This is a genomic window from Lysobacter sp. Hz25 (assembly GCF_046097045.1).
GTDB lineage: Bacteria > Pseudomonadota > Gammaproteobacteria > Xanthomonadales > Xanthomonadaceae > Lysobacter > Lysobacter antibioticus_B.
The window spans coordinates 1790769-1812539 of record NZ_CP175666.1; the positions used below are offsets into that span (position 1 = coordinate 1790769).

At 65.3% G+C, this 21771-nt stretch carries 15 protein-coding genes and 1 pseudogene; 13 read left to right on the forward strand and 3 right to left on the reverse strand.

Going from position 1 to position 21771, the window contains the following annotated elements; genetic code table 11:
* Positions 1-17 precede the first annotated feature (17 nt).
* The 3 genes from ACKN61_RS07430 to ACKN61_RS07440 all read left to right on the forward strand — a co-directional run bounded on the left by ACKN61_RS07430 (position 18) and on the right by ACKN61_RS07440 (position 2732).
* Entirely contained in the window at positions 18-767 is a 750-nt protein-coding gene (locus ACKN61_RS07430; protein ID WP_408952944.1) for an alpha/beta fold hydrolase, read from the forward strand.
* A gap of 102 nt (positions 768-869) precedes the next feature.
* Positions 870-1556 (forward strand): glycine zipper 2TM domain-containing protein, encoded by a 687-nt coding sequence (locus ACKN61_RS07435; RefSeq protein WP_408952945.1) that lies wholly within the window; start codon positions 870-872, stop codon positions 1554-1556.
* Positions 1557-1838: 282 nt separating this feature from the next.
* Complete coding sequence (locus ACKN61_RS07440; protein ID WP_223619940.1) at positions 1839-2732, forward strand: bile acid:sodium symporter family protein; 894 nt, start codon at positions 1839-1841, stop codon at positions 2730-2732.
* A 54-nt stretch (positions 2733-2786) separates the two neighbouring features.
* Here the strand turns inward: ACKN61_RS07440 and ACKN61_RS07445 are convergent, their stop codons facing one another.
* Positions 2787-3668 (reverse strand): PhzF family phenazine biosynthesis protein, encoded by an 882-nt coding sequence (locus tag ACKN61_RS07445; protein WP_031373286.1) that lies wholly within the window; start codon positions 3666-3668, stop codon positions 2787-2789.
* Between the two features lie 281 nt (positions 3669-3949).
* Here ACKN61_RS07445 and ACKN61_RS07450 point away from each other — a divergent pair, with 281 nt between their 5' ends.
* The 4 genes from ACKN61_RS07450 (at position 3950) to ACKN61_RS07465 (ending at position 10320) form a co-directional block, all read left to right on the forward strand.
* On the forward strand, positions 3950-6547 hold the full coding sequence (locus ACKN61_RS07450; RefSeq protein WP_408952946.1) for a bifunctional aspartate kinase/diaminopimelate decarboxylase: 2598 nt from the start codon (positions 3950-3952) through the stop codon (positions 6545-6547).
* A 127-nt stretch (positions 6548-6674) separates the two neighbouring features.
* Positions 6675-8036, forward strand: a complete 1362-nt coding sequence (gene murL / locus ACKN61_RS07455) for a UDP-N-acetyl-alpha-D-muramoyl-L-alanyl-L-glutamate epimerase (RefSeq protein ID WP_408952947.1) — start codon at positions 6675-6677, stop codon at positions 8034-8036.
* A complete protein-coding gene (gene murD, locus ACKN61_RS07460; RefSeq protein ID WP_408952948.1) occupies positions 8017-9417 on the forward strand; it encodes a UDP-N-acetylmuramoyl-L-alanine--D-glutamate ligase in 1401 nt (466 codons plus the stop codon). The genes murL and murD overlap by 20 nt, the downstream gene beginning before the upstream one ends.
* A 105-nt stretch (positions 9418-9522) precedes the next feature.
* Positions 9523-10320: a dienelactone hydrolase family protein gene (locus ACKN61_RS07465; protein WP_408952949.1), complete on the forward strand. Its 798-nt coding sequence runs from the start codon at positions 9523-9525 to the stop codon at positions 10318-10320.
* 1338 nt (positions 10321-11658) lie between these two features.
* Here ACKN61_RS07465 and ACKN61_RS07470 read toward each other — a convergent pair.
* Positions 11659-12657 carry a polyprenyl synthetase family protein gene (locus tag ACKN61_RS07470; protein WP_408952950.1) on the reverse strand — a complete coding sequence of 333 codons (999 nt, stop codon included), beginning with the start codon at positions 12655-12657 and terminating at the stop codon, positions 11659-11661.
* A gap of 752 nt (positions 12658-13409) precedes the next feature.
* On the opposite strand from ACKN61_RS07470, the gene ACKN61_RS07475 reads away from it, so the two are divergent.
* The 6 genes from ACKN61_RS07475 (at position 13410) to ACKN61_RS07500 (ending at position 20967) form a co-directional block, all read left to right on the forward strand.
* Positions 13410-15017, forward strand: coding sequence for a hypothetical protein (locus ACKN61_RS07475; RefSeq protein WP_408952951.1), 1608 nt, complete (start codon positions 13410-13412; stop codon positions 15015-15017).
* Between the two features lie 80 nt (positions 15018-15097).
* Positions 15098-15646, forward strand: coding sequence for a hypothetical protein (locus ACKN61_RS07480; protein ID WP_408952952.1), 549 nt, complete (start codon positions 15098-15100; stop codon positions 15644-15646).
* Between the two features lie 594 nt (positions 15647-16240).
* On the forward strand, positions 16241-16777 hold the full coding sequence (gene ssb, locus ACKN61_RS07485) for a single-stranded DNA-binding protein (protein ID WP_223621260.1): 537 nt from the start codon (positions 16241-16243) through the stop codon (positions 16775-16777).
* A gap of 585 nt (positions 16778-17362) precedes the next feature.
* On the forward strand, positions 17363-18364 hold the full coding sequence (locus ACKN61_RS07490) for a hypothetical protein (RefSeq protein ID WP_408952953.1): 1002 nt from the start codon (positions 17363-17365) through the stop codon (positions 18362-18364).
* 375 nt (positions 18365-18739) lie between these two features.
* A complete protein-coding gene (locus ACKN61_RS07495; RefSeq protein WP_408952954.1) occupies positions 18740-20509 on the forward strand; it encodes an ATP-dependent nuclease in 1770 nt (589 codons plus the stop codon).
* A 68-nt stretch (positions 20510-20577) separates the two neighbouring features.
* Positions 20578-20967, forward strand: a complete 390-nt coding sequence (locus ACKN61_RS07500) for a hypothetical protein (protein ID WP_408952955.1) — start codon at positions 20578-20580, stop codon at positions 20965-20967.
* A gap of 288 nt (positions 20968-21255) precedes the next feature.
* On the opposite strand, the pseudogene ACKN61_RS07505 reads toward ACKN61_RS07500, so the two are convergent.
* A pseudogene (locus tag ACKN61_RS07505) lies at positions 21256-21381 on the reverse strand (N-acetylglucosamine-6-phosphate deacetylase); the annotation flags it as partial.
* Positions 21382-21771: the final 390 nt, after the last annotated feature.

The window sequence follows — 21771 nt, forward strand, 5'->3', positions numbered from 1 at the left end:
GGTCTTGACCGAACCCGATGCCCGATCCCATGCCGCCGCGCGCCTGTATCCGCCATGCCTTGCTGATCCATGGCGCCGGGGCCGGCGGCTGGGAGTGGAACCTGTGGCAGGACGTGCTGCGCTCGCGCGGCCTGGGCACGGTGGCGCCGGATCTGCGGCCGGCGCTCGAGGGGCTGGCCGCGACCACGCTCGATCACTACCGGCGCCAGGTCCGTGCCGAACTGGAGGCCTTGCCGCGGCCGCGCGCGGTGATCGGCGCCAGCCTCGGCGGCCTGCTGGCCTGGTTGTGCGCGGACTTGGCCGACGCGGTAGTGCTGATCAACCCCGTGCCGCCGACGCCGTGGGCGGCGCGATTGCCGGCGCGCGACTGGCCCGAGGTGGTGCCTTGGCGGCGCGATGCGCGGCTGGCCTCGACCCGGCGCGCCATGGACGATGCCGACGAAGCCGCCGCGCTGTACGCGTTCCGGCGCTGGCGCGACGAGTCCGGCGCGGTGCTGCGCGAGGCGCATGCCGGTGTCGAAGCGCCAGCCGTCGAGATGCCGGCTGTAGAGATGCCTGCTGTAGAGATGCCCGCGGTCGAGGTGCCGGTGCTGTGCATCGCCTCGCAGCGCGACGACGACGTCGCGCCGGAATTGTCGGCGCAGTTCGCAGCGGCGATCGGCGCGACTTTGTTACCGTGGCCGTCGCCGAGCCACGTCGGTCCTTTGCTGGGGCGCGACGCCGCCCGGCTGGCCGCGCAGGCGGCCGACTGGCTGTCGGCGAGGTAAACGACACAGGCCGTACCGCCACGCCCCCGGCTGCATTCAGCCCGGGTTGACCGCTGCGGCCCGACGATCCATCCCGCGCCATGTCGGCGCCTGGAGCTCATGATGAACCGCTTGCTAGTCACCGCCCTGGGCCTGGGTCTGGCCGCCACCACCGGCGTCGCGTCGGCCCAGTCGTATGGCCAGCCGTACGGCTCGGCCTATGGCTCATCGCAGCAGGTCGGCGACTACAACAGCAGCCAGGTCGACTACGCGCGGGTGATCCGCGTCGATCCGGTGTTCGACAACTACAGCTCGCAGCCGGTCAACCAGGGCCAGCGCTGCTACGAGCGCCCGACCTACGTCCAGGGCGATTCGTATTACGGCAACGAGTACGAGCCGCGTCGCGACGATGGTTACTACGACCAGTACGGCAACCAGCGCCGCGCGGTCGGCACCGAAGGCGGCCGTACCGCCGCGACCGTGGTCGGCGGCATCGTCGGCGCGGTGCTCGGCAGCAAGGTCGGCGGCGGCAGCGCGCGCTATGCGACCTCGGCGCTGGGTTCGATGGTCGGCGGCATGGCCGGCCGCAGCATCTACGAGCAAAGCAAGCGCAGCCAGGAGCCGCGCACGGGCACGGTGCGGGTCTGCGACCCGGTGCCGGCCGGCGGCGGCAACTACTACTCGGGCGGCGAGCGTTCGGTCAGTGCCTACGACGTGACCTACGAATACGCCGGCAAGACCTATCGCACCCGCACCAACCACAACCCCGGCGATCGCATCCGCGTGCGCGTGGACGTGCGTCCCGACTGAGTCGGCATCGGCGCGGCGGAAGGAACGGTGTGCCGCGACCGCGACTGGAACGCCGGGACCGAAAGGTTCCGGCGTTTTCGTTTGTGCGGCGCCGATTGCGTACGCCTGCGATCCGCAAGCCCGCGGCGGAACTCGCGACGCGGTATCGCGACCGCAGCGCATCGAATGTGCGAAAGTCGGCAGCAACCGCCATCGCTCGTCGTCGGATGAGCCGCGGTCGGTCGATGCCGCATCGACGACGGCCGCAACGACAGACGCGCGCGAAAACTCAAGGAGATCGCCATGCAGGACAGCGTGTTGCTCAAGATCGGTCTGCCGATCGCGATCGCCATCATCATGTGCGGCATCGGGCTGACCCTGCGCGGCGAAGATTTCCAGCGCATCGGTCGCAATCCGCGCCCGGTCGCGGTCGGCCTGGTCGGCCATTATCTGTTGCTGCCTCTGCTGGGCTTCGCCGTCGCCTGGCTGTTCCCGCATTCGCTCGAATTCGCGGTCGGCTTCGTGCTGGTCGCCGCCTGCCCGAGCGGCAGCAGCTCCAACGCGTTGACCTATCTGGCCCGCGGCAATGTCGCGCTGGCGGTCACGCTGACCGTGATCAGCGCGCTGGTGACCTTCCTCAGCGTGCCGCTGTTGGTGAACCTGGCTCTGCAGTGGTTCGGCGGCGAGACCCGCGAGATCCGCCTGCCGGTCGGCCAGACCGTGATGCACCTGGCGGCCTTGGTGTTGGTGCCGGTGCTGCTCGGCATGGCCTTGCGCCGCTACGCGAGCGGTTTCGCCCTGCGCGTCGAACCCTGGGTCAGCCGCTTCGCCTTGCTGTTGTTGCTGCTATTGATCGTCGCCATCAGCGTGACCCAGAGCGAACTGTTGCTGCGCACCTTGCCGGAGCTCGGCCCGGCCGCGCTGGCGATGTGTTCGGCGGCGATCGGCGGCGGTTTCCTGTTGGCGCGGCTGACCGGCCTGGCGCTGCGCGATGCGATCACGGTCGGCATGGAAGTCGGCGTGCAGAACAGCACCCTGGCGATCGTGATCGCGCTGACCCTGCTGCAATCGCCGCAGATCGCCGTACCGGCGGCGATCTACGGCTTGCTGATGTACCTGCCGGCTTTCATCGCGGTCGCGCTGGGCCGCCGTGCGGTGGCGCGCCGCGAAAAAGCCGAGGCCGCCGGCGCGGCTTGAGCGTGGTTGCCGGGCCGCCGCGAACGGCGATGGCTCGGGACTGATGGCCTGCGCTCAGCGCCAGTCGATCTGGCCGCGCACCACATTGCTGACCCGGCCGCCCGACCAGACTTCGCCGTCGCCGTCGACACGCAATTGCAGGCGTGCATCGAAGCCGACTTCGCGGCCCTGGCTGACGGTATAGCGGCCATCGCGGCCGGGCAGGGCGCCGTTGTGATTGAGCCAGGCGGCGAGGGTGGCGTTGGCCGCGCCCGAGGCGGCGTCCTCGAACTGCGCCGGCGCACCGACGAAGGCGCGCACGACCAGGTCGTAGTCCCGGCCGGCGTCGGCGCGCGCGAATGCGCACAGGCCCATGCTTTCGGTGCTTTCGGCCAGGCGGCCGATCGCGGCCCAGTCCGGGGTCGCCGCGCGCAGGGCGCTCTCGTCGCGCAGTTCGGCCAGCCACCAGCGCCGGCCGCCGTCCACCAAGGCCGGCGGCAGCGCGCCGAGCGGCAGCTCGCGCAGGGTCTCGGCCAGGCGCGGATCGCCGGCCGCAGCGGTTTCCAGCACCCGCGCGCGCGGCGTGCGCACGGCGATGGTGCGGGCGTCGCCTTCGCCGTCGACCGACAGCGGCAACAGGCCGACCACGCCTTCCTGGACCAGATGGCCGTCGACCGGCTCGGCCAGGCCGGCCTCGAGCACCACGCAGGCGGTGCCGACGCTCGGGTGGCCGGCGAACGGCACCTCGCGGCGCGGGCTGAACATGCGGATGCGGTAGCTGGCGCCGGGCTGGGTCGGCGGGAACACGAAGGTGGTTTCGGGCAGGCGCGTCCAGCGGGCGATGGCCTGCATGGCGGCGTCGTCCAGGCCCTCGGCGTCGAGGACCACGGCCAGCGGATTGCCGGCGCCGGGCCGGTCGGCGAACACGTCCAGTTGCAGATAGCGGCGTTGCGTCATTTCGGTTGGGGTTCCGAAGAGTCCGTGCAGGTGGCGGTACACAGGCGGTGAGGGCGGCAGGGCCCGGAGTGCGGCGTCGGGAGCACGCTCGTGAGCCGGCAGGTTTCGACTAGAATCGTCGCTTCGTGCCCGGGCTCCCGGGCGAGCGCGTGATTCTAGGCGCGACGAGCCTGCAAGTGTGGAATCCCGCGCCGGCCGGACAGGTCGGTTGCGGATGGGTTTAGCTGCCCCGGCAATGTGCCGGGCCTTACGACAATGGAACGACAACCGAGGAATACGTGGTGGCGCAAGCGACAGGCTGGGTAGTGCTCAAGTTCGGTGGTACTTCGGTATCCCGCCGCAACCGTTGGGACACGATCGGGCGCTTGGCCTCGAAACGTATGCGCGAAGAGGGCCGCCGCGTCCTCGTCGTGGTCTCGGCGCTGTCGGGCGTGACCAACGAATTGCAGGCGATCGCCTACGCGCCGGCCGGCCAGGACGAGGGCTTCGCCGCGCGGTTCGCGACCCTGGTCGAGCGCCATCGCGCGTTCTGCGGCGAGCTCGACCTCGATCCCGACGCGGTGCTCGGCGAGCGCCTGGCGAAATTGATTGCATTGGAAACCGATCCGCGCGCGGCGAGCCGGGCGCTGGATTGGCAGGCCGAGGTGTTGGGGCAGGGCGAGTTGCTGTCCTCGACCATCGGCGACGCTTATCTGCGTTCGCAGGGCCACGACTTCGGCTGGTGCGATGCGCGCGACTGGCTCGATGCGGTGTCGCTGCCGAACGCCAGCGACTGGGCGCAACGGCTGTCGGTGAATTGCCGCCACCTGGGCGATACCGGTTTCCGCGAGCGCTTCGACGCGCAGCCGACCGCGATGTTGATCACCCAGGGCTTCATCGCCCGTCACGGCGACGGCGGCACCGCCATCCTCGGCCGCGGCGGCTCGGATACTTCGGCGGCGTACTTCGGCGCCTTGTTGAAAGCGCAGCGGGTCGAGATCTGGACCGACGTGCCGGGCATGTTCAGCGCCAATCCGCGCGAAGTGCCGGATGCGCGTCTGCTCGCGCGCCTGGACTACGCCGAAGCGCAGGAAATCGCCACCACCGGCGCCAAGGTGCTGCACCCGCGTTCGATCGCGCCGTGCCGCGACGCCGGCGTGCCGATGGCGATCCTCGACACCGAGCGTTTCGACCTGCCGGGCACGCGCATCGACGCCAGCGCGGTCACCGTGCCCGGGGTCAAGGCGATCAGCCGCCGTAACGGCATCGTGCTGGTGTCGATGGAAAGCATCGGCATGTGGCAGCAGGTCGGCTTCCTGGCCGACGTGTTCGAGCGCTTCAAGCGTCATGGCCTGTCGATCGACTTGATCGGTTCGTCGGAAACCAACGTCACCGTCTCGCTCGACCCGAGCGAGAACCTGGTCAACAGCAACGTCCTGGAAGCGCTGTCGGCCGACCTGGCCGAGGTCTGCCGGGTCAAGGTGATCGCGCCGTGCGCGGCGATCACCCTGGTCGGGCGCGGCATGCGCTCGCTGCTGCATCGTTTGTCCGACATCTGGGCGGCGTTCGGGCGCGAACGCGTGCATTTGATCTCGCAGTCGTCGAACGACCTCAACCTGACCTTCGTCATCGACGAGGCCGATGCCGACGGTCTGCTGCCGCATCTGCATCACGAACTGATCCGCAGCGGCGCCATGCCGGTGCGCGACGACAGCGTGTTCGGGCCGAGCTGGCGCGAGATTGCGCACGGCAAGCCGCAGCGCGCGCCGGCCTGGTGGCAAGGCAAGCGCGAGCGCCTGCTGGCCATGGCCGAGGCCGGCACGCCGCGCTACGTTTACGACCTGGCGACGGTGCGCGAGCGCGCCCGTTCGCTGATCGGCACCGAAGCGGTCGACCGCTGTTTCTATGCGATGAAGGCCAACTCGCATCCGGCGATCCTCAAGACCATCGTCGGCGAAGGCTTCGGCCTGGAATGCGTGTCGCTGGCCGAGATCGAACGCGTGTTCGCCGCGGTGCCGCACATGGCGCCCGAGCGCGTGCTGTTCACTCCGAGCTTCGCCCCGCGTCACGAATACGAAGCGGCGCTGCAGCGCGGGGTCATCGTCACCCTCGACAACATCGAAGCGTTGAAGCGCTGGCCCGAGGTGTTCCGCGGCCGCACCCTGTGGCTGCGCCTGGACCTCGGCCACGGCGAAGGCCATCACGAGAAAGTGCGCACCGGCGGCGTCGCCGCCAAGTTCGGCCTGCCGCTGTCGCGCTTCGATGCCTTCGTCGAAGAAGCGCGCAAGCTCGGCGTGCGCATCAGCGGTCTGCATGCGCACCTCGGCAGCGGCATCGACGACCCGCAGCACTGGCGCGGCGTCTACGCCAGCCTCGCCGGCCTGGCCGACAGCGTCGGCACGATCGAGACCATCGACATCGGCGGCGGCCTGCCGATCGCCTACACCCCGGAAGCGCCGCAGTTCGACCTGGCGCAATGGCGCGCCGGCCTGGAAGAGATCAAGGCCGCCTATCCGCGTTACGGCCTGATCATCGAGCCGGGCCGTTACCTGGTCGCCGAATGCGGCGTGCTGCTGCTCGGCGTCACCCAGGTGATCGAGAAGGACGGCGTGCTGCGGATCGGCTGCGATGCCGGCATGAACGCGCTGATGCGTCCGGCCATGTACGAGGCCTACCACGGCATCCACAACCTCAGCCGTTTCGAAGATGCGCAGACCGCGACCTTCGACGTGGTCGGCCCGGTCTGCGAAAGCAGCGACGTGCTCGGCCGCGCGCGTCTGTTGCCGGCGGCGACCGCCGAAGGCGACACCATCCTGGTCGCCGATGCCGGCGCCTACGGCATGGCCATGGCCAATACCTACAACCTGCGCGCGCTGCCGCTCGAGGAGGTGATCGAGTGATGGTCTCCTCCTCGCTGCGCCTTCGCGCGTGCGCACCCAAACCCCTGTTCGGATATCTCCCGGCGCCGTCGCAGGCCCGGCGTGTTTTCCGGTTTATCGCTGCAACCGCGCCCGCCGGAGCCGCCGCATGATCCCGACCCAGAGTTCCTTCAAAGCCGACGTGTTCCGCTTCGTGCGTTGCCGGCTCGATGCCGCCACCGGCGTCGCCGAACTCGTCTACGCCTTCGACGACGGTCCGGAACTGATCGAGACCATCACCGTGCCGGGCGCGCCGTTCGCCCTGGCCGGTGCGCGCGCGCATGCGGTCGAGCGGGCGCTGCGCCTGCTGCACCTGATCGCCGGCGTCAGCTATTACAAGGCGGCGGTGCCCGAAACCATCCGCATCGATTCCTATGCGATCGATGCCGGGACCGCGGCGCTGCTGGAGCTGATCTACGTCAACGGCCTGGGCGAGTTCGCCTATCGCAACGGGCTGAACCTGCACGGCAAGATCCGTTTTCCGGTCGACGCCGCGGCGGCCGACGCCAAGGCGGGCCCGCTCGGGTTGAAGCCGCATGCCCTGGTCGCGATCGGCGGCGGCAAGGATTCGCTGGTCAGCATCGAAGCGCTGCGCACGCTCGGGGTCGAGCAGACCGTAACCTGGATCGGCGGCTCGCAACTGATCGCCGCCTGCGCCCAGCGCACCGACCTGCCGACCCTCAACCTCGGCCGCGCGCTCGCGCCGCAGTTGTTCGAGCTCAACCGCCAGGGCGCCTACAACGGCCACATCCCGGTGACGGTGGTGAACTCGGCGATCATGGTGCTGGCGGCGCTGCTGCACGGCGTCGATCAGGTGGTGTTCTCCAACGAGCGCTCGGCCAGCTACGGCAGCCTGATCGAAGGCACCGGCGAGGTGAATCACCAGTGGTCGAAGGGCTGGGCTTGCGAGCAGGCGTTCGGCGACTACGTGCAGAACCAGGTCGCCGCCGATCTGCATTACTACTCCTTGCTGCGCCCGCTCAGCGAACTCGCGGTGGCGCGCCAGTTCGCCCGCACCGATCGGTACGACACCCACTTCAGCAGCTGCAATCGCAACTTCCACATCCTCGGCGAGCGCCCGGCCAGCCGCTGGTGCGGGGTCTGCCCGAAGTGCCATTTCGTGTTCCTGGCGCTGGCGCCGTTCATGCCCAAGCCGCGCCTGGTCGGCATCTTCGGCCGCAACCTGCTCGACGACGCGGCCCAGACCGACGGCTTCGACGCGCTGCTGGAATACCGCAACCACAAGCCGTTCGAGTGCGTCGGCGAAGGCCGCGAATCGCGCGCGGCGATGGCGGCGCTGGCCGAGCGTCCGGAATGGCGAGAAGACACCTTGGTCGAACGCTTCGCGCGCGAGATCCGTCCGCAACTCGGCGGCGACGATCTGCGCATCGAACCGTTGTTGGTGCTGGACGACGAACAGCGTCTGCCGCCGGCCCTGTGGGAGCGGCTGCGTGCTTATTTCGCAGCTTGACGGGCAGAGCGTCGCGCTGTGGGGCTGGGGCCGCGAAGGCCGCGCGGCTTATCAGGCGATCCGTTCGCGCCTGCCCGAGCTGGCGCTGACCCTGTTTTGTCCGGCCGATGAAGCCGCCGACGCGCGCGGCTTGAACGACGCGCGCCTGGCGGTCGAAACCGCCGCCACCGCCGAACGCCTGAGTGCGTTCGACTGGGTGATCAAGTCGCCCGGCATCAGCCCGTATCGCGCCGAGGCCTTGGCCGCAGCCGAGCAAGGCACCCGTTTCATCGGCGGCACCGCGCTGTGGTTCGGCGAGCATGCCGATGCGCGCACCGTCTGCGTGACCGGCACCAAGGGCAAGAGCACCACCACCTCGCTGCTCGGGCATCTGCTGCGCGCCGGCGGCCACCGCACCGCGCTGGCCGGCAACATCGGCCTGCCCTTGCTGGAAGTGCTGGACCCGCCGCAGCCGCCGGAATTCTGGGCGATCGAACTGTCGAGCTATCAGACCGGCGACGTCGCCGCGGGCGGTGCTCGCCCCGAAGTCGCGATTGCTCTCAATATCTACCCCGAACACCTCGATTGGCACGGCTCGCAAGCGCGCTATGTCGAAGACAAGCTGCGCCTGCTGACCGCGGGCAAGCCGAAGATCGCAGTGTTGAACGCCAACGACGCAGTGCTCGCCGGCCTCGACCTGCCCGACAGCGAGGTCCGCTGGTTCGGCCGCGAAGACGGTTGGCACCTGCGCGGCGACGTCCTGTGGCGCGGCGAGCGCGAGGTGCTGGACACCTCGGCCCTGCCGCTGCCCGGCCGCCACAACCGCAGCAACCTGTGCGCGGTGCTGACCGCGATCGAAGCCCTCGGCGTCGACGCGGCGCCGCTGGCCGCGCATGCGGCGAGCTTCTGTCCGCTGCCGCACCGCCTGCAGCAGCTCGGCGAACGCGAGGGCCTGGTCTACGTCAACGACTCGATCAGCACCACGCCGCACGCCAGCCTCGCCGCGCTCGACTGCTTCGCCGGGCGCCGCATCGCGATCCTGCTCGGCGGCCACGACCGCGGCATCGACTGGCAAGTGTTCGCCGATGCCATGCGGCGGCAGGCGCCGGTCGCGATCGTGACCATGGGCGAGAACGGCCCGCGCATCCACGAACTACTGGCTTCGATCGCAGCGCAGTCCGACTTCCGCCTGTCCGCGGCCAAGGACCTCGCCGAGGCCATGGCCCAAGCCCAGGCCGCGCTGCGCGAGGGCGGCGGCGAGGGTGGGGTGGTGCTGCTGTCGCCGGGCGCGCCGAGCTACGGCCCCTATCGCGATTACGTCGCGCGCGGCCGTCATTTCGCCGAACTGGCCGGCTTCGACCCGGACTCGATCAGCACCATCGCCGGGCTCGGCATAGCCTGATCCTGCGGCTTCGCGCCCGCCGCCGCGGGCGCGACCGGATTCACGCGCACGCAGCGGGCGGGCGCGCTAAGGTGCGCGCATTCCCACGCCACCCGGAGTCCGACCATGCGCCGTCTTGCCGCCGCGATATCTCTCGTACTGTGCGCTTCGCCCGCGTTCGCGGCGATGCAGGCTAAACCCGTGGAGTGGAAAGTCGGCGACGACAGCTACAGCGGCGTGCTGGTCTACGACGACGTCAACAAGATCAAGCGCCCGGGCCTGGTGATGGTGCCGAACTGGATGGGCGTCACCGACGACGCCATCAAACAGGCCAAGAACATCGCCGGCGACGACTACGTCGTGCTGGTCGCCGACGTTTACGGCAAGAGCGTGCGCCCCAAGGACAAGACCGAGGCCAAGGCCGCGGTCGGCAAGGCCTACGCCGACGGGGGCACCAGCTTGCGCAAGCGCGTCGGCGAAGCGGTCGCGGCGCTCAAGGCGCAGGACAAGACCGCACCGCTGGACGCATCGAAGATCGGCGCCCTGGGCTTTTGCTTCGGCGGCTCGGCGGCGCTGGAACTGGCGCGCACCGGCGCCAACCTCGCCGGCGTGGTGAGCTTCCACGGTGGCCTCAAATCGCATTTGCCGAGCAACGGCGTCAAGGTCAACACCCCGCTGCTGGTGCTCAACGTCGCCGCCGACAAATCGGTGCCGCAGGAAGACATCGTCGCCTTCGAGAAGGAAATGAACGAGGCCGGCGCCGATTGGCAGTTCGTCAACTACAGCGGCGCGGTGCATTGCTTCTCGCAGATCGAGGATGCCGATAATCCGGTGGGCGACAACTGCCGTTACGACGAACGCGCCGCCAAGCGCTCGTTCGCGGCGATGCGGGCGTTCTTCGCCGAGCGGTTCGGCGCGCATTGAAGTCGTTATCGGCCGTAGGCCAGCTCTTCAGGAGTAGGAGCGACGTCCTACTGGATTTCCTTCGGTCACAAGTCGCGACCGCGCTGCAACGGTCTAGTGGCGTTACTAGCCGTAGCCCCCCTGTAGGAGCGGCGTGAGCCGCGACCGCGCTGCTTCGGCCTGGCGGCGTTACTAGCCGTAGCCCCCTGTAGGAGCGGCGCGAGCCGCGACCGCGCTGCTTCGGCCTAGCGGCGTTACTAGCCGTAGCCCCCTGTAGGAGCGGCGTGAGCCGCGACCGCGCTACTTGTCGTTGCGGCGTTGCCGTAGAACCGTAAAGCAACATCTAGAGCTTCCGTCCGCTGACGCGGCCGGGTTACTTTCTTTTGCTGAGCCCAAAAGTCCGTCTGGATTCCCTTCGGTCAGAGGTAACCAAAGAAAAGGGCTCTCCTTGCAAGGGCATAGGCCACGAGTGCGATGCCGGCGCCGGGATTTTTCGATAGGACATCCATGTCCTATCGAAAAACGGCGCACGTCCTGTGCGCCGCCCTCCGGGTCTCCAAATGTCCCCGCGACTTCGGTACTTCGCCAAGCTCATATGGCAAGGCAACGGCAACGGCTGCCGTGCTCTTAGGTAGGAGCGGCGCGAGCCGCGACCGCGTCGCTTCGGCCTAGCGGCGTTACTAGCCGCAGCCCCCTGTAGGAGCGGCGTGAGCCGCGACCGCGCTGCTTGTCGTTGCGGCGTTTCTTGCCGTAGAGCGATGAAGCAGCATCAAGGTCTAAAGCTTCCGTCCGCTGACGCGGCCGGGTTACTTTCTTTTGCTGAGCCCAAAAGTCCGTCTGGATTCCCTTCGGTCAAAGGTAACCAAAGAAAAGGGCTCTCCTTGCAAGGGCACAGGCCACGAGTGCGCAGCTAGCGCCGGGATTTTTCAATAGGAGATCCATGTCCTATCGAAAAACGGCGCACGTCCTGTGCGCCGCCCTCCGGGTCTCCAAATGTCCCCGCGACTTCGGTACTTCGCCAAGCTCATACGGCAACGGCAACGGCAACGGCAACGGCAATGGCTGCCGTGCTCTGGTAGGAGCGGCGCGAGCCGCGACCACGAATTACGGCTGCCGGCGCGGGCGATCGTGGCCGCGACTTGCGTCGCTCCTACTCTGCGCCAGCACGCCGCTTCGATGGGTAGCCTCGGCGTTATGGCTTCTGCGCGTCCCGGGGGCGCGACTTGCGTCGCTCCTACCCTGCGCCAGTACGCCGCTTCGATGGATAGCATCGGCGTTGTGGCTTCTGCGCGTCCCACGGTCGCGGCTCACGCCGCTCCTACAGGGGAGGGGCGCCTCCGCAACCAAAACTACCGCGACTCAGTGATCGCGGCTGACCGCATACCGCGCCAAACCACGCAAGGCGGCGGTGTAGTCGTTCTCTTCCAGCGCGTCCAATGCGGCTTCGGCCGCGGCGGCGTAATCGCAGGCGCGCTTGCGGCTGTAGTCGAGGCCGCCGGTGGCGTGGATCGCCGCCAGCACTTCCGGCATCGCTTCGGTGTCGCCGTGCTCGACCGCGGCGCGCAGGCGCGCGCGGGTGGTGTCGTCGCTGTGAGCGATCGCATGGATCAAAGGCAGGGTGGCCTTGCCTTCGGCGAGGTCGTCGCCGAGGTTCTTGCCCAGGGTCTGGGCATCGGAGGCGTAGTCGAGCACGTCGTCGGCGATCTGGAAGGCATAACCCAGGGCCATGCCGTAGTCGTGCATGCGTTGCTGCACTTCGGCGTCGGCACCGGCCAGCACCGCGCCCAGGCGGGTGGCGGCGGCGAACAGCACCGCGGTCTTGCGCTCGATCACGCGCAGGTAGGCGGTTTCGTCGGTATCGGGGTTGCGCACGTGCAGCAGCTGCAACACTTCGCCTTCGGCGATCTGGTTGGTGGTGTCGGCGAGGATCTTCATCACTTCCAGGCGGTCGAGTTCGACCATCAACTGGAAGCTGCGCGAATACAGGAAATCGCCGACCAGCACGCTGGCGGCGTTGCCCCAGACCGCATTGGCGGTCTTGCGCCCACGGCGCAGGTCGGACTCGTCGACCACGTCGTCGTGCAGCAGGGTGGCGGTGTGGATGAATTCGACCACCGCGGCGAGTTGGTGCGCGTCCGGGCCGCGGTGATTCAGGGCGCCGGCGGCGAGCAGCAACAGCATCGGCCGCAGGCGCTTGCCGCCTGCGCCGACGATGTATTCGGCGACCTGGTTGATCAGTACCACGTCGGAAGACAGGCGTCGGCGGATCAGCGCATCGACGGCTGCCATGTCGTCACGGGCCAGGGATTGGATGGTCGCCAGATCGGCGACGGACATGGTCGTGGCGCTGGGAGGCATGGGACGGCCGAGTGGTTGGAATCGCGATTATAGAGTGTGAGCGCCGTCGAGCTTAAGCCTGCGTCGCAGGCCGCGAAGTCCCGGCGAACTTCCGGCGAAGTTCCCGATGATCTTGGCCGTGGCCCGGCAGGCATTGCCGAATGCCCAGCGGAGCCGGAAGGGGCCTGGATTCGCCGCGATCTTCGCTCGATCCTGCGGCCGGGGTGCGGCGTTCGGATGCGTTCCCAGGCCTGCCTCTCGGTCGCCACGCCATCGGATGCCGCGGCGGGCCTGGCCCGGTGAGACGATTTAAGTGCCTGATAGGGCAGGGATTGGGCGGCGGCCGCCGCAGGGGTCTTGCTGCGGGCCCTCGCCCAAGGCTCCCCGCATGCTGGGTGACGATGCCCGTATGCCCCGCATCGGTTCGCCGCACCTTCGTCGGCCTGGGCGGCCCAGCAGGAGCTGTCGCGCCGAACCTCGTTCGCCCGATCCGCCGGCTTGGTCGCCGGCCCGCGGGCCGATGGCGCCGGCACCTGCGACAACCGGACTCACCACCGCAGCGGCCGGATCGGGGCGGAAGCCCATCGAATGCGCCGGCCGCGACCGCGACAACGACCACCTTGTCGATATTGGCTCCCTGGTCTGGGCCCCGTTCGGCAGGCCATTTCTAGGGTCAGCCCTAATGGAACCGGGCCGGGAGCGCGGACTAGGCTGCGTGCATTCGTGGCGACTCCCTCGAAGGGCCCGCCTATTCCCCGCGTCGGAGAACGATCATGGCCATCGATGGCGTCAAGACCACGCAAGTCCTCGACCGCGACTTCGGTGTGTTCGATACCGCCAGGCAGGGCGACCCGAGCAAGGCCGACGGCAAGATCAGCCAGGAAGACCTGCAGGCGGTCGCCGACAACGTCGACAACAAGTTCACGCCCGAGCAGCAGCAGGCGGCGAAGGACGTGCTCGGCAGCTTGGCCGTGCGCAGCTTCCTCGACGTCGGCGCCGGTAAGGGCGAGGTCGACGGCACCATCGGCCGCGGCGACGTCACCGGCGCGATGGAGTCGATCAAGAACGGCAACTACACCAGCGAATTGCTCGATACCGCGGCCGGCCGCGGGCGCTCGGACGGGTTCGCGAGCAAGGACGACGTCATCGCCGCGCTCAACGACCCGGGCGTGCCGCAGCAGGTCAAGGACACGCTGCAACTGGCGCGCACCGGCGACCCAGGCGAGCTCAACGAGCTGATCAAGGGCTTGAAGGAAGACGGCTACAAGGCCGGCAGCGAGCTGTACAACTCCGCCGAGTTCAAGGCCCTGTCGCCGGAAGACAAGAAGCTGGCGGCCGAGGTGTTCCGCGATGCCAAGGGCGATGCGGCGACCACCAACGATCTGCTCAAGCAAATCAAGGACCCCTCGTTCCAGGCACTGACCGCGCCGCAGAAGAGCGCCAAGCTCGAAGAATTCGCCCTGACCCATTCGGCCGAATTCAAAGCCTTGCCGGCCGCCGACCAGAAGAACATCACCGACGCCCTGGCCGGCCGCAAGTCCACCGACACGGCCTTGCCGAAGGCCTTGCACGACCTGATCGAGGACAAGAAATTTTCCGAACTCTCGGCCGGCGACAAGACCGCGGTGCTGAGCCAGGCCAAGAACTATCCGGATTCGCGCTCGGTCTCGAACATGGAGCGCACCCTGCAGAAGGAGTGGTTCCAGGACCAGGACAGCGGCGACAAACAGCGTTCGCTGAAGCTGGTCGCGCACCTGTCGCAGCACGACAGCGGCGATCGGGCGATCATCGACAACACCTTGAACCGTTTCCTCTCCCCGGATTCGGACTACGAGCTCGACTGGAAAGCCATCCCGGACGAAGGCGGCAACACCACCTACGGTTACGCCGACGACGAAACCCTGACCTTGAACGCCAACAAGGTGCCGGCCGACAACAACCGGGTCAGCGGCAGCGACGCCGAAGCGGTGATCGAGAACACCACCGCGCACGAGGTCAGCCATCTGGTGAACGGCGACGAGACCGACCAGACCTTCGACTACCTCAACGAGGAATACCGCGCCTGGTATGTCGGCTACATGGCCGAGAACGGCAAGCCGCCGAGCAACGAAGAGGCCGCGGACCGTTGGGAATATTTCCTTAACCCGAGCGGCGGCTATGCCGACTATGCTCACGGCATCCAGAGAGACTGGTGGTGGGACACCGACGGCGCGCTCGACAAGCCCGAGGAAGCCGCCAAGATCTTCGATACCCTGAGCCAGCTGACCGGCCTCAAGGTCGATGCGAGCAACTATCAGTCCGTCCTGAGCGATACCAGCAAATGGAAGACCAAGCCGTCCGATCCTGCCGCCTCGGTGCCGCCCGGAGACCGGGACAACTGAGCCTGTCCGGTGGCATCCTCCGGGTACTGTTCCTGGGGTGGGTTGCGACCGCTACTTCCGCTTGCAGCAAGGAGATTGCGATGGACGCCAATACCAGCGCCGATGTAGTTGCCGAAGTCAGTGCCGCCGCGCTGCGCGACCACGGCTGGAGCAAGGACCAGATCGAAGTCGGCTCGACCCAGGCCCTGGACCTGGCCGGCTGCCGTTTCTTCCGCGTCTCCAACCGCGCCCGCGCCGGCCAGCAGCCGGCCGATTACGCGGTCCTGCCGGACGGCTCGCTGGTCAGCGGCACCCAGGCCGGCGGCGCCAGCGGCGCCGAAGCCGTGCTGCGCAGCTGCGGCCAGAACGCCCCGGCCGAATGGTGGGCCCAGGTCGTCTCGCGGTTCGCATCGGTCGGCGGGGTCATGGTCGACGAAAACGCGCCCTCGGCGATCCGCCGCATCCGCAAGTCCGGCGCCAGCTCGTACGCGCCCACCCTGCAGCCCGACGGCAACGCCAAGGTGCTGACCTTCTACAGCAACGACTACGAACGCAGCACCACCTATCGAGTCACCGCCACCCTCGACGCCGCCGGCAAGCTCAGCGTCGACAAGACCGTGTTGTCGGCCAAGGCCGAAGCCGCGCACTGACGCGCGGGCCGGGCCGTGCCGACGGCCACAGGGTAGGAGCGGCGTCCTACTGGATTTCCTACGGTCACAAGCCGCGACGGCGCCGTCTCAACCTTGCGGCGACCCCGGTCGCCTCCTGTAGGAGCGGCGTAAGCCGCGACCAAGGGACGCGCAGAGATCGCCCTGCCCGACGTCACTGATCGAAGCCACGAACTATCGCGGGTAGGACCGGCGCAAGCCGCGACCGCCATGCTCGACCCACTGCGTAAGGACGGCGGCCCCCTGAGACGGGCCTCTGACAGACAGGCCCCGCGGCGGCGCACGCGCGCACCTCCGCCCGGCCAGGACGGTTCTAGGCTCCGATCCCGGCAACGCCCCGACGGCAACGGAAGCCAGGCCAACCCAGACTCCCCGCTTGGCCCAGATCCATACCTCACAAGCCACAGACCCAAGCCAGCCAAGCTTCCAGCCCCGCTCAACCCGCCTGCGGTCGGGCATCCCCCGGACACCTCGATCGGACAAACCCCACCCCAAACCGCGCCCGGCGCCGATGGCCGGGGAGGCCGCTATAATCCATCATCCCGGCCGTACCCCCGGCAATATGTAAGGAATCCCATGGCACGCGGCATCAACAAGGTCATCCTGGTCGGCAACCTCGGCAACGATCCTGAGACCAAATACACCCAGGGCGGCATGGCCGTGACCACCCTCAGCCTGGCCACCACCAGTGTGCGCAAGGACAAGGACGGCCAGACCCAGGAACGCACCGAGTGGCACCGGGTCAAGCTGTTCGGCAAGCTCGGCGAGATCGCCGGCGAGTACCTGCGCAAGGGCCGCCAGGTCTACATCGAAGGCTCGATCCGCTACGACAAGTTCACCGGTCAGGACGGCGTCGAGAAGTACTTCACCGACATCATCGCCGACGAGATGCAGATGCTCGGCGGCGGCGATGCAGGCGGCGGTGGCGGCGAACGCCCCGCGCGCTCCTCCGGCGGCGGTGGCGAGCGTTCCGCGCGCCCGTCCGGCGGCGGTGGTGGTGGCGGTGGCGGTTACGGCGGCGGTCGCCAGGACTCCGCCCCGCGTCGCGAAGCGCCCCCGGCCAAGTCGAACGACTTCGGCGACGATTTCGCGGATGACGATATTCCGTTCTGAGTCGGCGCGCTCGATAGCTTTAATCGAAAAACGGGAGGCTTCGGCCTCCCGTTTTTTTTGTGTGGCCGTTAGGGGCTAGAGCTCGGCGCGGGAGGTGGTGATGCCCTAAGGCTCCTGCTTAGTTGCCCTGTGCTGAATGGGTGGTTGGACATAACGCGAGACTCTGCGAAGTCTACAGTCTGATCTCCGTCTCAAAACTGATGGTAAAGACCAAGGCTTGGCCGGTTGTTGGCGCTTTTGTCGTTTTTTAAGTGTCCTTCGATCCTGCGAGAAACGAATAGTCGTAGGACTTCTTTCAGACCCTCAGAGAAAGAAGTGCAAGTAAGGAAGACTGGGGGACTGTGCGATTGGACACGGTCGCAGAATTCGAGCATCACGTTCGGGCCATACAGGAGGGGGGCAGGCGGTCAGCATTTCGATCAAGCAAGTTGCCGCTGACGTATACGGCCGGCGTGCCGTGCCTCCTGAAAATTCAGGCGCCTAACTCATTGCATTCGCAGCTGTGACCGATTGACTCTTATTTAAGATGTCCGAGGTTCGATCCAACGAACCGAAAAGCCGAAGTGCCATCCAGAGGGATGAGGTATGGGATATACAAAAGGAATGGTCGCCTGGGAGGAACGTCTTCCCGAGGCCCCGGATGCCGCCTTTATCGACCACACTCGCGAAGTGGACGACTTTTGGCTGCCGGACGCGCATGAGAATGACCAAGTCGCCGCCATTGTCCAATGGTTTCTAGCTCGGTTCTGCGACCCGGCGCAGGAGACCCCCTATATGAGCTCAGAAGGTGGCTACATATGGGTCCATGGAGGACCATACGACGCCCGTGAGCAAATTGAACAGCGATTCGAAGGTCTGGTCTCTGAGGAGGTGATCAAGAGGGCAGTTGATCTCGTTGAGGAGGACGGCAACTACGAATGGGCTCCAACTCGCCTCACTTACTACGATGAAAGTTATGACGTAGAAGTAGATGAACGAAATGAGGCAACGAAGCGGCTGGAATCGAGGCTTATCCAGTTACTGCGCGTTCTTGGATTGACTGGCGACGAGAAAATAAAAGAAGTTGCCAGAAACCTAGTGTACAGCGGCGTCATTGCGGCCCTGGAAACATTCCTCTGGGAGACCATGACGTATTGGGTGGACCACAACGAGGCCACTGTACAAAATTTGATCACTAAGCACCCAGCATTCCGCGAACGGTCCTTCAAGCTCGGCGAAATCTATGAACTGCCGACTAAGCTAGTTGGTGAAGTCAAGGCGTATATGCAGAACCTGGTCTGGCATCGCGCAGAACAGGTTGGGGCATTGTTCAAATACGGACTGAGCATAAACCTGGGCTATCGCGGGTTTGAAGATGCCATCAAGAAGCGGCACGACATCGTTCACAGATCAGGTAATGACGTCAACGGTAAGCCGATCGTTGTGACCGACTCCGAGATCATGGATTTGGCGACCAAGGTTAAGGTCTTTGCAGAGGAGGTTGACGGGAAGATTGCCGCTGCGTTACGCGCTCCGCAGTCCGTCGATATGGCTTCTGTCGCCGACCCAGGCCAGCATGTCGCGCCGGCTTCAACAAAGCCTAGCTGAGGCTCGGCATATGGCATAACGCGCCCCCATACCCCTCAACAACTCCCATCGCCTCAACAATCCCCATAGAGAGTTGGAACCGGCGTTTCGAGGCCCCCCGTCCCATTCGCCTCAATGACCCTCGTTGGCCCTAATGGTCAGGGAAGGTACGGTCAGTGCCTGCTTTCGACCCGAAGCGAACATCGGACAATGACGGTGTGAAAGCGGTACCCGCCAAGCGAATGCCATCGTGAAGATCACCGGGACGAGACTGGGATGTCGAACTTCATTTGTGGGAAATCACAAGGTCAGGTTCGTATGCGAGCCTGGCCTTTATCTTATGCTGTGAAGTACGTGAGCCGGCCTTCTGTCCGGGCAATGGATTGAGAGGAATAGATGACGAATCACTTCACGTCTGTGCGATTTCGCAATTACAAGGCGTTTCGCAACTACTGTGTTTCCCTTAGCGATTTCAACATCCTGGTCGGGGCGAACAATGCGGGAAAATCTACAGTAATTGGCGCATTTCGAATTCTTGCGGAAGGCATGCGTCGCGCGCACGCGAAGGGCGCGGAATATAGCGACGCCAAGGCCATTCGAGGATGGGGCTATCAGATCAACATGAAGGACCTCCCGGTATCGACCGAGAATGTCTTTACCAACTACGACGACTCAGAGCCGGCGTTAATCGAGTTCGGCATCTCCAATGGGAACAAACTCAAGCTCGTATTCCCAGAGCAAGATCTCTGCTTCTTGATGTGCGAGACCGATGGAAAGCCGATTCGAACTCCTAGTGATTTCAAGCGTGCCTATGACGCTTCAATTCACTTCGTCCCGGTTCTTGGGCCGGTGGAGCACGATGAGGAGCTAAACCAGAAGGAGACCGCAAGGCGTGCACTACTAACGCATCGTGCATCTCGAAACTTCAGAAACATCTGGTACCACTTTCCCGAGGAGTTTGAAGCGTTCCGTGACTTGGTGAAGGAAACGTGGCCAGGAATGGATATTCAGAAGCCCGAGCTCACCAGAGATTCCGAGTCTGCGAAGCTCTATATGTTCTGCCCGGAGGAGCGGGTGCCGCGCGAGCTGTACTGGGCGGGCTTTGGATTCCAAGTCTGGTGCCAGATGCTTACGTTCATCTCCAAGGCTCCGGCGGAATCCCTGCTGATCATCGACGAGCCCGACATCTACCTTCATTCTGATCTCCAGCGCCAACTTGTTCATCTCCTTCGGCAGCGGTCAGGGGATGTCCTAATTGCAACTCACTCCACGGAGATTCTCGCGGAGGCAGAGTCTGGAGAAATTCTCGTCCTGAACAAGAAGGGGAATTCTGCACAGCGAGTAAAGAATCCTTCCCAGTTGCAGGGCTTGTTTGGCGCTCTAGGCTCCAACTTGAATCCGACCTTGACTCAGTTGGCTAAGACGAAGCGCGTACTGTTCGTTGAAGGTGAGGACTTCACACTTCTATCTGCGTTTGCGAGAAAGCTTGGCTTCAGCGCGCTAGCCAATCGGTCTACTTTCGCAGTGGTTGGAGCGAATGGCTTCAATCCTTCCCGCGTCTACGACTTTGCAGAGGGCATGCAGGCTACGCTTGGCATATCGATAAAGAGGGGCGTAATCTTCGATCGCGACTACAGGCCGGAGCCGACAGTCGCGGCGTTGAAGGCTGAGTTCGAGAAGACGAGCAGCTTCGTGTGGATACATCAGCGGAAGGAGTTGGAGAACTTCCTGCTCGTCTCGAGCGCGTTAGAGCGCGCTGTAAAGGCGAGAATTCAAGACAAGAAGGCGCGAGGCGGGAAGGTTGTTGAATTCGATGCCGACGTCGAAATCAAACTTGGCGAAATTACAGATTCAATGAAGAGCGACGTCTTCGGTCAGTGCAACGCGCTTGGGGTGAGGGCGCTTTGCGAAGCAAGTCGTGGGGTCGATGTGTCGACTGCCTCAGCCAAAGTCCACAGGGAGTTCGAAGAAAGGTGGGCCTCGCTTGAAGGGCGATTGAAACTCGTACCTGGCAAGTACCTCCTGGCCAAGCTCAACGACTGGTTACAGGCTGTGTACGGTGTTTCTGTTAGCACGAACGCAATCGTCTCCGCTATGCAAGTCTCCGAAGTGCCTGAAGAGATGAAGTATCTAATCTCAGCGCTAGACGGGTTCTCTAAGAGCTAGCTGGCGCGCAAGGCACTCGAGCAACCAGGGAGCGGATGGTCATATGTTCTATGACGTCCCGAACTAGCATGAAGAACGAATATCGACTGGCTGCTCTCGAAAAAGAAATCGACGAAACGAGCGACGAAGCCAAAAGCACGCTGTTCTTCAAGATGCTCGACACAGTGAGCGACGGCCAGCTTCAATGGATGACTGAGTCGGTCGATGACCTCGAAGCTGCGATTCCCGATGGGGGCTACGTGATTGCGCACAAGCACGTGGTCGCCAAGGGGAAATCGCTTCTTTTCAAGGGGACGCTGGCACGGACTCGAAAGCACAACCTGATCCGTTTTCTAAAGCAGGCCATTGATAGCTGCGATCTGAGAGAACTGCTTGTTGCCCCGAGCTTCGAGGACGAGCCCTCCTTCGTGCTCCACGCCAGTGAGGACGTTAAATTCTGCATCTATGTGAACAGATGAACCTGCGACGAATATGGCGAGAACCGACTGATCTACATCGGTGATGTGCGACTCAAGCACCACCACCCCCAATTGCCCTCATTGGCCCCCAAACGCCCCCAATCGCCCATCAAGAGGGTTTGAGCCCGGTTCCCGTGGCTCCAGCCATCGAAACAATCAAACCTTCTGTAGCGACCCTCTTCATACCCATGCAGCTTCGCAGCTGCGCTCTTATGGGCTGACCCATATGGGCTCAGACAGCATTGAGCGACGCATTCAATCTCTGGGCGCTGTGCCCAGTCATGAGTTCGCCTGACGGATCGCGCCGGGGCGCACCTGTTGCAGCTCGGGGATCAGTTCGGCGTATTCGGCGTGGGCGAGGGCGGTCGCGGCGATGCCGGGTTTGCAGTGGTCGACGCCGGTCATGCTGTTGAAGCTGTAGGCATTGAGGTTGCCCTCAGCCTCGGCCTCGCGGCCCTGCAGCGACAGTGATTGCCCGCGCAGCAGTCCGCCGGCGAGCAACACGTCCACGCCGGGGGGGGCAGTTCCCATGCGATGTTCAAACCGTTGTCATCACCGTGACGACCACCGCATTAATCGGAAATGGACGACTTGACACGCGGGTCGTCGCGCACCACAGTCGGCAGCGTCCTATAGCGCTGCACATGCATGCAGCGCACTGCGCGGATCAGCAACTGACCGCACAACGATCGTCATTGTTCTCTGGGGGGAACGGCCGCGCCGCAACAGGTTTGCCGCGTGGCTCGAAAAGGTCGGCGCTTCCGCGCCCGCCTCCTTCCCTATCCACTAGGTATCTGGAGAACA

What these genes read in the sequence shown, in the direction of transcription:
- ACKN61_RS07445 (WP_031373286.1), bottom strand. Translation starts at nt 3,668, where the DNA reads ATGACGCAACGCCGCTATCTGCAACTGGACGTGTTCGCCGACCGGCCC.
- ACKN61_RS07440 (WP_223619940.1), top strand. Translation starts at nt 1,839, where the DNA reads ATGCAGGACAGCGTGTTGCTCAAGATCGGTCTGCCGATCGCGATCGCC.
- ACKN61_RS07495 (WP_408952954.1), top strand. Translation starts at nt 18,740, where the DNA reads ATGACGAATCACTTCACGTCTGTGCGATTTCGCAATTACAAGGCGTTT.
- ACKN61_RS07470 (WP_408952950.1), bottom strand. Translation starts at nt 12,657, where the DNA reads ATGCCTCCCAGCGCCACGACCATGTCCGTCGCCGATCTGGCGACCATC.
- ACKN61_RS07500 (WP_408952955.1), top strand. Translation starts at nt 20,578, where the DNA reads ATGAAGAACGAATATCGACTGGCTGCTCTCGAAAAAGAAATCGACGAA.
- ACKN61_RS07435 (WP_408952945.1), top strand. Translation starts at nt 870, where the DNA reads ATGAACCGCTTGCTAGTCACCGCCCTGGGCCTGGGTCTGGCCGCCACC.
- murL (WP_408952947.1), top strand. Translation starts at nt 6,675, where the DNA reads ATGATCCCGACCCAGAGTTCCTTCAAAGCCGACGTGTTCCGCTTCGTG.
- ACKN61_RS07465 (WP_408952949.1), top strand. Translation starts at nt 9,523, where the DNA reads ATGCGCCGTCTTGCCGCCGCGATATCTCTCGTACTGTGCGCTTCGCCC.
- ACKN61_RS07480 (WP_408952952.1), top strand. Translation starts at nt 15,098, where the DNA reads ATGGACGCCAATACCAGCGCCGATGTAGTTGCCGAAGTCAGTGCCGCC.
- ACKN61_RS07490 (WP_408952953.1), top strand. Translation starts at nt 17,363, where the DNA reads ATGGGATATACAAAAGGAATGGTCGCCTGGGAGGAACGTCTTCCCGAG.
- ACKN61_RS07475 (WP_408952951.1), top strand. Translation starts at nt 13,410, where the DNA reads ATGGCCATCGATGGCGTCAAGACCACGCAAGTCCTCGACCGCGACTTC.
- ssb (WP_223621260.1), top strand. Translation starts at nt 16,241, where the DNA reads ATGGCACGCGGCATCAACAAGGTCATCCTGGTCGGCAACCTCGGCAAC.
- ACKN61_RS07430 (WP_408952944.1), top strand. Translation starts at nt 18, where the DNA reads ATGCCCGATCCCATGCCGCCGCGCGCCTGTATCCGCCATGCCTTGCTG.